Source organism: Xanthomonas sp. BRIP62415 (assembly GCF_003993515.1).
In the GTDB taxonomy this organism is placed as follows: Bacteria; Pseudomonadota; Gammaproteobacteria; order Xanthomonadales; family Xanthomonadaceae; genus Xanthomonas; species Xanthomonas euroxanthea.
In genome coordinates, this window is the sequence record NZ_QEZH01000030.1 from 1 (window position 1) to 14,240 (window position 14,240).

At 66.9% G+C, this 14,240-nt stretch carries 14 protein-coding genes; 13 read left to right on the forward strand and 1 reads right to left on the reverse strand.

What is annotated here, in order from left to right:
- Window positions 1–231 precede the first annotated feature (231 nt).
- A complete protein-coding gene (gene cysS / locus EO141_RS15810; RefSeq protein ID WP_164739244.1) occupies window positions 232–1,656 on the reverse strand; it encodes a cysteine--tRNA ligase in 1,425 nt (474 codons plus the stop codon).
- A gap of 186 nt (window positions 1,657–1,842) precedes the next feature.
- Here cysS and EO141_RS15820 point away from each other — a divergent pair, with 186 nt between their 5' ends.
- The 13 genes from EO141_RS15820 to EO141_RS15880 all read left to right on the forward strand — a co-directional run bounded on the left by EO141_RS15820 (window position 1,843) and on the right by EO141_RS15880 (window position 14,223).
- Window positions 1,843–2,334, forward strand: coding sequence for a hypothetical protein (locus EO141_RS15820; RefSeq protein WP_164739250.1), 492 nt, complete (start codon window positions 1,843–1,845; stop codon window positions 2,332–2,334).
- 312 nt (window positions 2,335–2,646) lie between these two features.
- Window positions 2,647–3,666: an N-acetylornithine carbamoyltransferase gene (locus EO141_RS15825; protein ID WP_127169653.1), complete on the forward strand. Its 1,020-nt coding sequence runs from the start codon at window positions 2,647–2,649 to the stop codon at window positions 3,664–3,666.
- A complete protein-coding gene (locus EO141_RS15830; RefSeq protein ID WP_119128679.1) occupies window positions 3,663–4,133 on the forward strand; it encodes an OsmC family protein in 471 nt (156 codons plus the stop codon). The genes EO141_RS15825 and EO141_RS15830 overlap by 4 nt, the downstream gene beginning before the upstream one ends.
- A gap of 35 nt (window positions 4,134–4,168) precedes the next feature.
- Window positions 4,169–5,362, forward strand: coding sequence for an argininosuccinate synthase (locus tag EO141_RS15835; protein ID WP_127169654.1), 1,194 nt, complete (start codon window positions 4,169–4,171; stop codon window positions 5,360–5,362).
- Window positions 5,363–5,558: 196 nt separating this feature from the next.
- Complete coding sequence (locus tag EO141_RS15840; RefSeq protein WP_127169655.1) at window positions 5,559–6,659, forward strand: acetylornithine deacetylase; 1,101 nt, start codon at window positions 5,559–5,561, stop codon at window positions 6,657–6,659.
- Window positions 6,660–6,707: 48 nt separating this feature from the next.
- Window positions 6,708–8,051: an acetylglutamate kinase gene (locus EO141_RS15845; RefSeq protein WP_104649014.1), complete on the forward strand. Its 1,344-nt coding sequence runs from the start codon at window positions 6,708–6,710 to the stop codon at window positions 8,049–8,051.
- Window positions 8,052–8,056: 5 nt separating this feature from the next.
- The gene (locus EO141_RS15850; protein ID WP_127169656.1) at window positions 8,057–8,668 is read left to right on the forward strand and encodes a GNAT family N-acetyltransferase; all 612 of its coding nucleotides are present in this window, start codon (window positions 8,057–8,059) and stop codon (window positions 8,666–8,668) included.
- Window positions 8,665–9,615 carry an N-acetyl-gamma-glutamyl-phosphate reductase gene (gene argC / locus EO141_RS15855; RefSeq protein WP_127169657.1) on the forward strand — a complete coding sequence of 317 codons (951 nt, stop codon included), beginning with the start codon at window positions 8,665–8,667 and terminating at the stop codon, window positions 9,613–9,615. The genes EO141_RS15850 and argC overlap by 4 nt, the downstream gene beginning before the upstream one ends.
- Window positions 9,616–9,741: 126 nt before the next feature.
- The gene (locus EO141_RS15860; protein ID WP_126947882.1) at window positions 9,742–11,037 is read left to right on the forward strand and encodes an argininosuccinate lyase; all 1,296 of its coding nucleotides are present in this window, start codon (window positions 9,742–9,744) and stop codon (window positions 11,035–11,037) included.
- Window positions 11,037–11,390, forward strand: a complete 354-nt coding sequence (locus EO141_RS15865; RefSeq protein WP_164739245.1) for a cupin domain-containing protein — start codon at window positions 11,037–11,039, stop codon at window positions 11,388–11,390. Before EO141_RS15860 ends, EO141_RS15865 begins: the two co-directional genes overlap by 1 nt.
- Window positions 11,390–11,650: a YciI family protein gene (locus tag EO141_RS15870; protein ID WP_126947880.1), complete on the forward strand. Its 261-nt coding sequence runs from the start codon at window positions 11,390–11,392 to the stop codon at window positions 11,648–11,650. Before EO141_RS15865 ends, EO141_RS15870 begins: the two co-directional genes overlap by 1 nt.
- Before the next feature lie 13 nt (window positions 11,651–11,663).
- Entirely contained in the window at window positions 11,664–12,818 is a 1,155-nt protein-coding gene (proB, locus tag EO141_RS15875) for a glutamate 5-kinase (protein ID WP_127169658.1), read from the forward strand.
- A 160-nt stretch (window positions 12,819–12,978) separates the two neighbouring features.
- Window positions 12,979–14,223: a glutamate-5-semialdehyde dehydrogenase gene (locus EO141_RS15880; RefSeq protein WP_127169659.1), complete on the forward strand. Its 1,245-nt coding sequence runs from the start codon at window positions 12,979–12,981 to the stop codon at window positions 14,221–14,223.
- The last annotated feature ends 17 nt before the right edge of the window (window positions 14,224–14,240 follow it).

Sequence of the window (14,240 nt, forward strand, 5' to 3'; positions counted from 1 at the left end):
GGGCGAGAAGGCGCGGTGTGCGCGCCATTGGCGCGCGTGCCTTGGAGCGGCCGCGCGGCCAGCGCGGGCCGGGGCGCGGAGCGGGGATTGGGGGTGAGGGTAGGGGTGAAGCCTCGCTGGAATTCGATGCGGGTGGCGTCGCTCTTACCTCAAGGAAGGTGCATGTAGCTTCGCTCGCAGCCTCATCCGCCCCTGCGGGGCACCTTCTCCCGACGGGAGAAGGAAAGAGGGTCATGCGCGCTTCCAACGTACGCCTTGCGGGGTGTCTTCCAGCACGATGCCTTCGTCGGCCAGCTGGGTACGGATGGCATCGGCGCGGGCAAAATCCCTGGCCTTCTTCGCGGCATTGCGTGCTTCGACCAGCGCAGTGATGCGCGCATCGTCGCCGGCGTCGGTGCCGCGCGAGAACCAGGCGGCCGGATCCTGCTGCAGCAAGCCCAGTGCCAGGCCTGCGCCGAGCAGCCGCGACTTCAGTCCGGACAGCGCGGTAACACCTGCCGGTGCGTCGCCGCCATGCGCGAGTTGGGTGCGCAGCGCGCGGGCCTCGGAGGCGATGCTGGCGATGACCGACAGCGCGAGCGGCGTATTGAGGTCGTCGTCGAGCGCGGCCTCCACCTCGTCGGGAATCGCGGCCGGCGGCGCGGGGGCGATCCCTGCGGCGTGCTCGGCCGCGGCCAGGTCGCGCACGGTGCCGTACAGCCGATCCAGCGTGTTCTTGGCCTGTTCGATCAAACCATCGGACCAGTCCAGCGGCTGCCGGTAATGCGCGCTCAGCAGCGCGTAGCGCAGCGCCTCGGGCGGGTGCCTGGCGATCAGGTCGTGCACGGTCTCGATGTTGCCCAGCGACTTGCTCATCTTGGCGCCGCTGAAATTGAGCATGCCGTTGTGCAGCCAGAAGCGGGCGAAGGTGGCGCCGCCATGCGCACATTCGCTCTGCGCAATCTCGTTCTCGTGATGCGGGAACTGCAGGTCCACGCCACCGGCATGGATGTCGATGGTCGGGCCCAGGTGCGCGGCGGCCATCGCCGAGCATTCGATATGCCAGCCCGGGCGGCCGCGGCCCCAGGGCGAGTCCCAGCCGGGCAGCTCGTCGCTGGAGGGCTTCCACAGCACGAAGTCGCCCGGGTCGCGCTTGTACGGCGCCACGTCCACGCGCGCGCCGGCCAGCATCTCGTCCGGATCGCGGCGCGAGAGCTTGCCGTAGTGCGCGAAGCTGGCCACCGCGAACAGCACATGGCCCTCGGCGGCATAGGCATGCCCATTGGTGATCAGCTGCTCGATCATCGCCACGATCTGCGGGATATGCGCGGTGGCTTCCGGTTCGATGTCCGGCGGCAGCACGCCGAGCGCGGCCATGTCCTGGCGATAGATCGCCGCGAAGCGGTCGGTGATGGTCGAGATCGGCACGCCCTGCGCCTGCGCGGCGGCATTGATCTTGTCGTCCACGTCGGTGATGTTGCGCGCGTAGCGCAGCGCCCCGAAGCGCCGCCGCAGCAGTGCGGCCAGCACATCGAACACGACCGGGCCGCGGGCGTTGCCGATATGCGCGTAGTTGTAGACGGTGGGGCCGCACACATACAGGGTGGGGCTGGACGGATCGAGCGGTGCGAACGGCTCGACCCGCCGCGTCAGGTTGTTGTGCAGGCGCAGGCTCATCGGCATCTGGAAAAGGATAACCGGGCGATTCTAGCCGGTCGCGGCGGGATGGCGAACCAGCCGTCTGCCTACCACGATGCCGGTGACCGGATGGGCTGCGTTCAGCCCAAGGGATCGCAAGCTCCATACACTTACGTATTGCTTCGCTCCGCCCCCCTGGTACTGATGCGACCTTCCCCGTTCTTCCTGCTGCTGTGTGTGTTCGCTTGGCAGGCACCGTCAGCGCATGCGGCAGAGACCGATCCCAAGAACAGGGTGGTGGTGATCGAGAACGTGAAGCTGGATTACGCGCAGGTGCTCAACGTCGAGCCGGTCTACCAGACCTTGCGTGCCACCCGCATCGAAGAGCAGTGCGAGGCCGAGCCGGTCGCGCCGGTGGTGCCGGCCGAGGACGAAGGCCGCATCAACCGGATGGTGGATTCGGTCAAGGAGATGTTCTCGCGGCGCCCCGAGCCGGCCGCCGTGCCGATGGCAGTGCCACCGACCAGCACGCGGCGCAACTGCCGGGTGGTGGAAGTGCCGCGCGAGTTCCGGCGGCCGATCGCCTTCGACGTGGACTACGTCTACAAGGGCACCAAGTACCGCTCGCGGCTGCCGGAAGACCCGGGCAACCGGCTGCGCATCCGTGTGTCGGTTACCCCCTACATCCCCGACGCCATCGTCGCGCCGCCGCGTTGAGCTGCGCAGCGGTTGCGCCGTACCCGCATGCATGCGAGGATTCGCGCCCTATGCACGCAAACGCCTTTCAGCACGACACCAGCGCCGCCCGGATGGCCTCCGGCATGACCTCGCGTGCCCGCCGACCGGAATCCCACATTTTCGCTGGGTAACCGGAGCGTTTGGCTGTTCCGCTGTTGAAAACCCAGCCCTGAGGCTGGGTTTTTTCGTTTTGACGTCACAAAAGTTTCAACCGCAAGAAACGCGCATGTCGCGCACCCCGTCGCTCCTGGCGGACCACGCAGCAGAAGCACGCAGCACAAGGATCGATCGATGTCACTGAAGCACTTCTTGAACACCCAGGACTGGAGCCGCGCCGAACTGGACGCGCTGTTGACCCAGGCTGCGTTGTTCAAACGCAACAAGCTGGGAAGCGAGCTGAAGGGCAAGTCGATCGCGCTGGTGTTCTTCAACCCGTCCATGCGCACGCGGACCAGCTTCGAGCTGGGCGCGTTCCAGCTGGGCGGGCATGCAGTGGTGCTGCAGCCGGGCAAGGATGCCTGGCCGATCGAGTTCAATCTGGGCACGGTGATGGATGGCGACACCGAGGAGCACATCGCCGAAGTGGCGCGCGTGCTGGGCCGCTATGTCGACCTGATCGGCGTGCGCGCGTTTCCGAAGTTCGTCGACTGGTCCAAGGACCGCGAGGACCAGGTGCTCAGGAGCTTCGCCAGGTACTCGCCGGTGCCGGTGATCAACATGGAGACGATCACCCACCCGTGCCAGGAGCTGGCGCACGCGCTGGCCTTGCAGGAACACTTCGGCACCCAGGATCTGCGCGGCAAGAAGTACGTGCTGACCTGGACCTATCACCCCAAGCCGTTGAACACCGCGGTGGCCAATTCCGCGCTGACCATCGCCACCCGCATGGGCATGGACGTGACCCTGCTGTGCCCGACGCCGGACTACATCCTGGACGAGCGCTACATGGACTGGGCGGCGCAGAACGTGGCCGAAAGCGGCGGCTCGCTACAGGTCAGCCACGACATCGACAGCGCCTATGCCGGCGCCGACGTGGTGTATGCCAAGAGCTGGGGCGCACTGCCGTTCTTCGGTAACTGGGAGCCGGAAAAGCCGATCCGCGACCAGTACCAGCACTTCATCGTCGACGAACGCAAGATGGCGCTGACCAACAACGGCGTGTTCTCGCACTGCCTGCCGCTGCGTCGCAACGTCAAGGCCACCGACGCGGTGATGGATTCGCCCAACTGCATCGCCATCGATGAGGCCGAGAACCGCCTGCATGTCCAGAAGGCGATCATGGCGGCGCTGGTCGGCCAAGGCCGGGCATGAGCGGCCACACCCATCACTACACCGCGCAGGTCACCTGGACCGGCGATCGCGGCGAGGGCACTGGGAGCTACCGCGGCTATGGCCGCGAGCACGAGATCGCCATCGCCGGCAAGCCGACGCTGGCCGGTTCGGCCGACCCGGCGTTCCGCGGCGACGCCTCGCGGCACAACCCCGAGGATCTGCTCGTGGCCTCGCTGTCGGCCTGCCACATGCTCTGGTACCTGCATCTGGCCGCCGAGGCCGGCGTGGTGGTGCGCGGCTACGTCGACGAGGCCGGCGGCACGATGCTGACCGACGCCGGCGGCGGCCAGTTCCGCGAGGTGGTGCTGCATCCGGTCGTCACGATTTCCGCCGGTGATCCGGCGGCCGCGCAGGCGCTGCACCATGCCGCGCACGCGGCCTGTTTCATCGCCCGTTCGGTCAACTTCCCGGTGCGCTGCGAGCCGCGCGTCGTGGTTGTCGAGTAGGTTCCCTTTTCTACCTTCCCCCCAGGATCTTCGTCATGAGCAGCAAAGATATCGTTCTCGCCTTCTCCGGCGGCCTCGACACCAGCTTCTGCATTCCGTATCTGCAGGCGCAGGGCTATGCGGTGCACACCGTGTTCGCCGATACCGGCGGCGTGGATGCGGAGGAACGCGACTTCATCGAGAAGCGCGCCGCCGAGCTGGGCGCGGCCAGCCATGTCACCGTCGATGGCGGTCCGGCCATCTGGCAGGGCTTCGTCAAGCCGTTCGTGTGGGCCGGCGAGGGCTACCAGGGCCAGTACCCGTTGCTGGTGTCCGACCGTTACCTGATCGTCGATGCCGCGCTCAAGCGCGCCGAAGAACTGGGCACGCGCAGCATCGCCCACGGCTGCACCGGCATGGGCAACGACCAGGTGCGCTTCGACCTGGCGGTCAAGGCGCTGGGCGACTACCAGATCGTGGCGCCGATCCGCGAGATCCAGAAGGAGCACACCCAGACCCGCGCCTACGAGCAGAAGTATCTGGAAGAGCGCGGCTTCGGCGTGCGCGCCAAGCAGCAGGCCTACACCATCAACGAGAACCTGCTCGGGCTGACCATGTCCGGCGGCGAGATCGACCGTTGGGAAGCGCCGGGTGAAGGTGCGCGTGGCTGGTGCGCGCCGCGCAGCGAGTGGCCGGCCGAAGCGCTGACCGTCACCCTGACGTTCGTCGAAGGCGAGGCTGTTGAACTCAATGGCAAGACGCTGCCCGGCGAGCAGATCCTGGCCCAGCTCAACAAGCTGTTTGCGCCCTACGGCGTGGGCCGCGGCGTGTATACCGGCGACACCGTGATCGGTTTGAAGGGCCGCATCGTCTTCGAAGCGCCCGGCCTGATCTCGCTGCTGACCGCGCACCGCGCGCTGGAAGATGCGGTGCTGACCAAGCAGCAGAACCGCTTCAAGCCGGATGTGGCGCGCAAGTGGGTGGAGCTGGTGTACGAAGGTTTCTACCACGACCCGCTCAAGACCGATATCGAGGCGTTTTTGAAGTCGTCGCAGTCCAAGGTCAACGGCGAGGTCACGCTGGAAACCCGCGGTGGCCGCGTCGATGCGGTGGCGGTGCGTTCGCCGCATCTGCTCAACACCAAGGGCGCGACCTATGCGCAGTCGGCCGACTGGGGCGTGGAAGAGGCGGAAGGCTTCATCAAGCTGTTCGGGATGAGCTCGACGCTGTATGCGCAGGTGAATCGCTGAGGCGACCGCTCCGCAGGCAGCCGGCATCTTGCTTCTCCCGCGTGCGGGAGAAGCTGGCGCATCGCGCCGGATGAGGGCGACCTGCCGCATGCCCCCATCCGCCCTGTCGGGCACCTTCCCCCGCAGGCGGGGGAAGGGCCAGAGGGGCGTTAGAAAGACCGACCACCCTCTGGCCGACGCAATCAAGACGCGATCAATGACCACACTGCTCGACAACACACTGACGCATCTGCAAAAGCTGGTGTCCTTCGACACCCGCAACCCGCCGCGGGCGATCGCTGCCGAGGGCGGCATCTTCGATTGTCTGCGCGCGCAGCTGCCCGGGTTTCAGGTCGAGGTGATCGACCACGGTGCCGGTGCGGTGAGCCTGTATGCGGTGCGCGGTGCGCCCAAGTACCTGTTCAACGTGCATCTGGATACGGTGCCGGATTCGCCGCACTGGAGTGCCGATCCGCACGTGATGCGGCGTACCGACGATCGCGTGATCGGTCTGGGCGTCTGCGACATCAAGGGGGCGGCAGCGGCGCTGGTGGCGGCGGCCAATGCCGGGCAGGGCGATGCGGCATTCCTGTTTTCCTCCGACGAGGAAGCCAACGACCCGCGCTGCATCGCCGCGTTCCTGGCCCGCGGCGTGCCGTATGAGGCGGTGCTGGTCGCCGAGCCGACCATGAGCGAGGCGGTGCTGGCGCATCGCGGGATCAGCTCGGTGCTGATGCGCTTTGCCGGGCGTGCCGGGCATGCGTCGGGCAAGCAGGATCCATCCGCCAGTGCGCTGCACCAGGCGATGCGCTGGGGCGGCAGGGCACTGGAGCATGTGGAGTCGCTGGCGCATGCGCGCTTCGGCGGCCTGACCGGCCTGCGTTTCAACATCGGCCGCGTCGAGGGTGGCATCAAGGCCAACATGATCGCGCCGGCGGCCGAACTGCGTTTCGGCTTTCGTCCGTTGCCGTCGATGGACGTGGATGGCTTGCTGGCCACGTTTGCCGGCTTCGCCGATCCTGCGGCAGCGCAGTTCGAAGAAACCTTTCGCGGGCCGAGCCTGCCGTCGGGTGACATCGCGCGTGCAGAAGAGCGCCGCCTGGCCGCACGCGATGTCGCCGATGCGCTGGACCTGCCGATCGGCAATGCAGTGGATTTCTGGACCGAGGCCTCGCTGTTCTCGGCCGGTGGCTATACCGCACTGGTGTACGGACCGGGCGACATCGCCCAGGCCCACACCGCCGACGAGTTCGTGACGCTTGCGCAGTTGCAGCGTTACGCCGAGTCGGTCCATCGCATCATCAACGGCTGCAACTGAAGCCGCGTTCCGCGCCTGGCGCGGCCATTCCTCTCTTCGATCACGGCAATGTCCCTCTCCGCACAGCCCCACAAACAGACCCGTCAGACCATCGTGCGCCTGCTTTCGAGCATGGCCAGCGCCAAGGAAATCAGCCAGTACCTCAAGCGTTTCTCGCAGCTGGATGCCAAACGCTTTGCGGTGGTCAAGGTGGGCGGCGCGGTGCTGCGCGACGACCTGGACGCGCTGACCTCCTCGCTGTCGTTCCTGCAGGAAGTGGGCCTGACCCCGATCGTGCTGCATGGCGCCGGCCCGCAGCTGGATGCGGAGCTGTCTGCAGCGGGCATCGAAAAACAGACCGTCAACGGCTTGCGGGTGACCTCGCCCGAAGCCCTGGCGATCGTGCGCAAGGTGTTCCAGGCCTCCAACCTCAAGCTGGTCGAAGCGCTGCAGCAGAACGGCGCGCGTGCGACCTCGATCACCGGCGGCGTATTCGAAGCGCAGTATCTGGATCGCGACACCTATGGCCTGGTCGGCGAGGTCAAGGCAGTGAACCTGGCGCCGATCGAAGCCAGCCTGCAGGCCGGCTCGATTCCGGTGATCACCAGCCTGGGCGAGACGCCGAGCGGGCAGATCCTCAACATCAACGCGGATTTTGCTGCCAACGAACTGGTGCAGGAGCTGCAGCCATACAAGATCATCTTCCTCACCGGCACCGGCGGTCTGCTGGATGCCGATGGCAAGGTGATCGATTCGATCAACCTGTCCACCGAGTTCGATCACCTGATGCAGCAGCCGTGGATCAATGGCGGGATGCGGGTCAAGATCGAACAGATCAAGGACCTGCTCGATCGCCTGCCGCTGGAATCGTCGGTATCGATCACCCGGCCGGCGGATCTGGCCAAGGAGCTGTTCACGCACAAGGGCTCGGGCACGCTGGTGCGGCGCGGCGAGCGCGTGTTGCGCGCGACCTCCTGGGACGAACTGGACCTGCCACGGCTCAAGACCCTGATCGAATCCAGCTTCGGTCGCACGCTGGTGCCCGAGTACTTCAGCAACACCAGGTTGCTGCGCGCCTATGTCAGCGAGAACTACCGCGCCGCGGTGATCCTCACCGATGAGGGCATGCTGGGTGCAAGCGCGTTGATCTACCTGGACAAGTTCGCGGTGCTCGACGATGCGCAGGGCGAAGGCCTGGGCCGCGCGGTATGGAACGTGATGCGCGAGGAGACTCCGCAGCTGTTCTGGCGCTCGCGGCACAACAACCAGGTCAACATCTTCTACTACGCCGAGTCCGACGGCTGCATCAAGCAGGAGAAGTGGAAGGTGTTCTGGTACGGGCTGGAGACCTTCGAGCAGATCCAGCATTGCGTGGCGCATTGCGCGACGCGCCAGCCGACGCTGCTGGGCTGAGTACGATGGCGCCCGTCGCGTTGCCATCGCTTTGGCGCGAGCTGCCCACGCTACGTGGGCAACTCGCACTACTGGAACCCTTGCAGGCTGCGCATGCCGATGGTCTGCGCGCTGCGCTGGGCGATGGGGCCTTGTCGCGGCTGTGGTACACCGGCGTGCCGGCACCGGCGCAGGTGGACGACTACGTGGGCGCGGCGCTGGCGGCGCAAGCCGACGGGCGGGTGCTGCCTTACGTGGTACGCGATGTGGCCGGTGAGGTCGTCGGCTGCACGCGCTATTACGGGCTGGATGCGACAGTGCCCAAGCTGTCGATCGGCTACACCTGGTACGCGCCGCGCGTGCAGCGCAGCGGCGTCAATACCGACACCAAGCGGATGCTGTTGCAGCACGCCTTCGAAACGCTGGGCTGCCTGAGCGTGGTGTTCGAGACCAGCTGGTTCAATCACACCTCGCGCGCGGCGATTGCGCGGCTCGGTGCAAAGCAGGACGGCGTGCTGCGCAATCACACCCGTCACCCTGACGGCACACCGCGCGATACCGTGGTGTTCTCCATCATCGATACGGAATGGGCCGGGGTCAAACGCCACCTGCAGTTCCGCCTGGAAGCAAACGCATGACTGTTCAAGCAACGACCATCGGCATCGTCGGGGCCCGCGGGCATACCGGATCGGAATTGATCAAGCTGGTGGTGGCACACCCGCATCTGCAGCTGCTGTTCGTGTCCTCGCGCGAACTGGCCGGGCAGCCGGTGGCCGACCACAACGCTGCGTATCGTGGCGAGCTGCGCTACGAGAGCCTGGATGCCGATGCGGTGGCCGCCAAGGCCGCCGACGTGGTGATCCTGGCATTGCCCAACGGCAAGGCCGAGCCCTTCGTCGCGGCGATCGATGCGGCCAGGCCGCAGACGCTGCTGATCGATCTGTCGGCCGATTACCGCTTCGATCCGGCCTGGTATTACGGGTTGCCGGAGCTGACGCGCGGCAGCTACGCCGGGCAGCGACGCATCAGCAATCCGGGCTGCTATGCCACCGCGATGCAGCTGACGATCGCGCCCTTGCTCGACCAACTGGCCGGCCCGCCGCAGTGTTTCGGCGTGTCCGGGTATTCCGGCGCGGGCACCACGCCGTCGGACAAGAACAACCCCGAGTTGCTGGCCGATAACCTGATGCCGTATGCGCTGACCAACCACATGCACGAGCGCGAAGTCTCTGCGCAGCTCGGCGTGCCGGTGGAGTTCATGCCGCATGTGGCGCCGCATTTCCGCGGCATCACCATGACCGTCAACCTGTGGCTGCAGCAGCCGCTGACACGCGAGCAGATCCAGGCGCGCTACACGCAGCGTTACGCCGACGAGCCGCTGATCGAGATCGTCGATGAAGCGCCGTGGGTCAGCCGCATTGCCGGCAGGCATGGCGTGCAGATCGGCGGCGTGACGCTGGCGCCGGGCAACAAGCGGGTGGTGGTGGTGGCGACGCTGGACAACCTGCTCAAGGGCGCGGCGACGCAGGCGATGCAGAATCTCAACCTGGCGTTGGGCTGGGACGAATTGACTGCGATTGGCTGATGATGCGAGTCCCTCGCAAGAGCCCGCACATCCTTGTGCGGGGATTCGAAGATGCGAGTCCCTCGCAGCAGCCCGCACCTCCATGTGCGGTGATTCAACTGGACGACTTACTCGAGACGCTTTCCGATGACCAATCTGTTGTGGCAAAAACCCGGCGTGGCGGTGGACGCCAAGATCCAGAGTTTCCTGGCCGGCGACGACGTCATCCTGGACCGCGAGTTCTTCCTGTACGACATCGCCGCCAGCAAGGCGCATGCGCAGGGGCTGCAGCACATCGGCATCCTGTCGCTGCAGGAGCTGGGCGGGCTGAGCGAGCAACTGGATCTGCTGGCTGCCGATTTCCGCAGCGGCGCGTTCGTGCTGGACGAGCGCTACGAGGACTGCCATTCGGCGATCGAAGCGCGCCTGACCGAGCGGCTGGGCGATGCCGGTCGCAAGATCCACACCGGGCGCAGCCGTAACGACCAGATCCTGGTCGCCACCCGCCTGTGGTTGAAGGACAAGCTGCAGCGCGTGGCCGAGCTTGGCGCGGAGATCGCCAAGGTGGCGCTGGATCGCGCGCAGGCAGAAGCCGCGTTGCCGGTGCCGGGCTATACGCATATCCAGCGCGCGGTGGTGTCCTCGGCCGGCATGTGGTGGGCGGGCTGGGCCGAGGCCTTTATCGACAATGCGGTGCGTGCGGCCGACACCCTGCGTCTGGTGGACAGCAATCCGCTCGGTACCGCGGCCGGTTACGGCGTCAACCTGCCGCTGGACCGTGCGCATACCACCGCCGAGCTGGGCTTTGCTCGGCTGCAGGTCTCGCCGATCTATGCGCAGCTCTCGCGTGGCAAGTACGAACTGGCCGCGCTCGAGGCGCTTGGCAGCGCAACGCTGGACCTGCGCCGGATTGCCTGGGACCTGTCGTTGTTCACCAGCGGCGAGTTCGCCTTCGTCGCGCTGCCGGCGCAGTACACCACCGGCAGCTCGATCATGCCGAACAAGCGCAACCCCGACGTGATCGAGCTGATGCGCGCCACCCACGCCAGCGTGGCCGCCGCGCGTACCGAGATCGAACAGCTGCTGTCGCTGCCGTCGGGCTATCACCGGGACCTGCAGAGCAGCAAGGGCGCGATCGTGCACGGCTTCGGGCGCGGCATGGCGGCGCTGGAACTGCTGCCGGCCCTGCTGGCCAACCTGGAATGGCGCCCGGACAAGCTGCGTGCGGCGATCGATTCGGGCATGTACGCCACCGACGTGGCGGTGGAAGCGGCCGTTGCCGGTGTGCCGTTCCGCGAGGCCTACAAGGCCGCGGCGGAATCGGCCGACACCGCCGGGCAGGGCCGCACGCCGGAAGGCAGCCTGGCCGCGCGCGTCTCGCCAGGCGCCGCCGCGGACCTGCAGCTGGACGTGCTGCGTGCCCGCTGGGAGGCGCTGGTCTGATGGCCGTGATCAGTACCGACAGCGCAGAACATTATCCCTGGGGCGAGGCCAGCGATGGCTGGCACCTGCTGCGCGACCCCAACCTGAGCGTGCTGGAAGAACGCATGCCGCCGGGCGCTGCCGAACTGCGCCATCGGCACAGCCGCGCACGGCATTTCTTCTATGTGCTGGCCGGCGAGGTAATGCTGCAGCTGGACGGCGAGCAGCATGTGCTGCGCGCGGGGCAGGGCCTGCATGTGCCGCCCGGTTCCACCCACCAGATGCACAACCTGTCCGAGAGGGAAGCGCGCTTTCTGGTGATTTCCACGCCGTTTGGCCGTAGCGAAGCAACACCCGACAAGGAGGCCGGCTGATGGCGACGCGCTATCTGGTATTGGCGATACGCAAGCCGGATTTCCCGGCCGATGTGGTGCAGCCGCATCGTGCATTTCTCGACACGCTTCGTGCGGCCGGGCAGCTGGAGCTGACCGGCGGCTTCAGCGATGGCAGTGGTGGCGCCTACGTGCTGGTCAACGTGGACAGCCTGCAGCAGGCGCAGCAGATCGTGGCACGTGATCCGCTGGTACTGCGCGATGCCTCCACGCTGACCGTCCATGAGTGGAACACGCACTGAGCAGATCGTCGCCATGAGCACGCCCATCGCCACTGCTGCGTCGTTTACCGAGCAGGCGCTGCCGCCGTGGCGACGCGCAGTGCTCAAGGTCGGCAGCAGCCTGCTGGCCGCCGATGGCGGTGGCTTGTCGCCACGGTTCGCATTGGGCCTGGCGCAATTCGTCTCGGCCAATCTGGCCGCCGGGCGCGAGCTGGTGATCGTGTCGTCGGGCGCGGTGGCGGCCGGCCGGGCGATCCTGCCCAGGGCGGCCGAGGCCGGTGCGCCGATCGCCGCGCGCCAGGCGCTGGCTGCGCTGGGGCAGGCGCAGTTGATCGCGCTCTGGCAGCGTTTTTTCGAGCGCCCGGTGGCGCAGGTGTTGCTCACCCACGACGACCTGCGTAACCGCCGCCGCTATCTCAACGCACGCGCCACCCTGGGCGAGTTGTTGCGGCTGGGCGCGTTGCCGGTGATCAACGAAAACGACACCGTGTCGGTGGATGAGCTCAAGCTGGGCGACAACGACAACCTGGCCGCGATCGTCGCCGCCCTGGTCGATGCCGATGCCTTGTTCATCGCCACCGATATCGACGGGCTGTACAGCGCCGACCCGCGCAGCAATCCGCTGGCGCGGCCGCTCGACGAGGTGCCCGAGCTCACTGCCGAGGTGCTGGCGATGGCCGGCGGCAGCGGCAGCAGCGTGGGCACCGGCGGCATGCGCACCAAGCTGGAGGCCGCTGCCAAGGCCGGTGCGGCCGGCATCGAAACCTATCTGTTCAACGGCCGCAATGGCGATGTGGTGCGCGCCCTGGCGCAGGATCGCCTGCATGGCACGCGGATCCATGCCGCGCGCACGCGCATTGCCGCCCGCAAGTACTGGCTGCGCCACGCACCGGTGGAGGCTGGCGCGATCCTGATCGATGCCGGTGCCGCCGCCGCGCTGACCGACAAGGGCGCCTCGCTGCTGCCGGGCGGGGTGGCCAGTGCGCACGGCGACTTCCGGCGTGGCGACATGGTGGAGATCCGCCTGCGCGATGACGCCGGCGAGCGCTGCCTGGCACGCGGCGTCAGCCAGTATTCGGCCGTGGATATCCGCCGCATCGCGCGCCGCCACTCGCGCGAGATCGAGCCCGTGCTCGGCTACAGCTACGGCGAGAACGTGGTGCATCGCGATGATCTGGTGCTTTTGTAGCGGGGATTGGGGAATCGGGATTGGGGATTGGCAAACGCATGTGCGCCGCGTTTCTCAAACCCCGCCTCCGTGTCCCTACGACTGATTCCCTTGTGGTGATAAAACGGTGTCGTCCGCTTTTGCCAATCCCCAATCCCGACTCCCCGATCCCGGCCCTCCAATGACCATCAAATCCCTCGCCCTGCAATGCCGTGATGCGGCGCAAGTACTGTCGCAACTGTCCGCGCAGGCCAAGCAGGCCTTGTTGGAGGCGATGGCTGCCGCGCTGGAAGCCGATGCCGCATCGATCCTTGCCGCCAACGCGCGCGATCTTGAAGCCGCCCGCGCCAAGGGCACCGGCACGGCCATGCTCGACCGGCTGGCACTGGACGACAGGCGCCTGGCCGGCATCGCCGTAGCCTTGCGCGAGGTCGCGCAATTGCCCGATCCGGTCGGGCAGGTCACGCGCGAGGATGTTCGCCCCAATGGCATCGTCGTGCAGAAGGTGCGCGTGCCGCTGGGGGTGATCGCGATGATCTACGAAGCACGCCCGAATGTGACTGCCGATGCGGCAGCGCTGTGCATCAAGGCCGGCAACGGCGTGATCCTGCGGGGCGGCTCGGAAGCGATCCACTCCAATACCGCGATTGCGCGCGCCCTGCAGCGCGCCTTGCGCGAGGCCGGCGTGCCGGAAGCGGCGCTGACGCTGGTCGAGGATCTACGCCGCGAGACCATGCTGGAGCTGCTGCAACTCAGCGATATCGTCGATCTGGCGATTCCGCGTGGTGGCGAAGGACTGATCCGCTTCGTCGCCGAGCATGCGCGCGTGCCGGTGATCAAGCATTACAAGGGCGTGTGCCATCTGTTCGTGGATGCGTCGGCGGACGTGGATCTGGCCGTGCGTCTGTTGGTCGATGGCAAGGCCAGCCGGCCATCGGCCTGCAATGCGCTGGAGACCTTGCTGGTGCATGCCGACATCGCCGCGCGTTTCCTGCCGGCGGCCGCGCAGGCCCTGCGCGGCCGTAACGTGGAGCTGCGTGGCGATGCGGCAACGCGCGCACTGTTGCCGGATATTGGCGCCGCCAGCGACGAGGATTACGCCGCCGAATTTCTCGACCTGATCCTTGCCATCCGCGTGGTGCCGGATCTGGACACCGCGCTGGCGCATATCCGCCAGTACGGCTCGGACCACACCGAGGTGATCGCCACGCGGGACGCCGCCAATGCCGAGCAGTTCGTGCAGTCGCTGCGCTCTGCCGTGGTGATGGTCAACGCGTCCTCGCGCTTCTCCGACGGCGGCGAGCTCGGCCTGGGTGCGGAGATCGGCATCTCCACCACGCGCCTGCATTCCTACGGCCCGATGGGCCTGGAAGCGCTCACCGTGGAGCGCTTCGTGGTGCGTGGCGAGGGCCAGGTACGGCACTGATCGGCGATACGCAGGCC

Bases quoted from the DNA above. Each gene is read 5' to 3' on its own strand.
- cysS (WP_164739244.1), bottom strand. From the start codon at position 1,656: ATGAGCCTGCGCCTGCACAACAACCTGACGCGGCGGGTCGAGCCGTTC.
- EO141_RS15825 (WP_127169653.1), top strand. From the start codon at position 2,647: ATGTCACTGAAGCACTTCTTGAACACCCAGGACTGGAGCCGCGCCGAA.
- EO141_RS15830 (WP_119128679.1), top strand. From the start codon at position 3,663: ATGAGCGGCCACACCCATCACTACACCGCGCAGGTCACCTGGACCGGC.
- EO141_RS15835 (WP_127169654.1), top strand. From the start codon at position 4,169: ATGAGCAGCAAAGATATCGTTCTCGCCTTCTCCGGCGGCCTCGACACC.
- EO141_RS15840 (WP_127169655.1), top strand. From the start codon at position 5,559: ATGACCACACTGCTCGACAACACACTGACGCATCTGCAAAAGCTGGTG.
- EO141_RS15845 (WP_104649014.1), top strand. From the start codon at position 6,708: ATGTCCCTCTCCGCACAGCCCCACAAACAGACCCGTCAGACCATCGTG.
- EO141_RS15850 (WP_127169656.1), top strand. From the start codon at position 8,057: ATGGCGCCCGTCGCGTTGCCATCGCTTTGGCGCGAGCTGCCCACGCTA.
- argC (WP_127169657.1), top strand. From the start codon at position 8,665: ATGACTGTTCAAGCAACGACCATCGGCATCGTCGGGGCCCGCGGGCAT.
- EO141_RS15860 (WP_126947882.1), top strand. From the start codon at position 9,742: ATGACCAATCTGTTGTGGCAAAAACCCGGCGTGGCGGTGGACGCCAAG.
- EO141_RS15865 (WP_164739245.1), top strand. From the start codon at position 11,037: ATGGCCGTGATCAGTACCGACAGCGCAGAACATTATCCCTGGGGCGAG.
- EO141_RS15870 (WP_126947880.1), top strand. From the start codon at position 11,390: ATGGCGACGCGCTATCTGGTATTGGCGATACGCAAGCCGGATTTCCCG.
- proB (WP_127169658.1), top strand. From the start codon at position 11,664: ATGAGCACGCCCATCGCCACTGCTGCGTCGTTTACCGAGCAGGCGCTG.
- EO141_RS15880 (WP_127169659.1), top strand. From the start codon at position 12,979: ATGACCATCAAATCCCTCGCCCTGCAATGCCGTGATGCGGCGCAAGTA.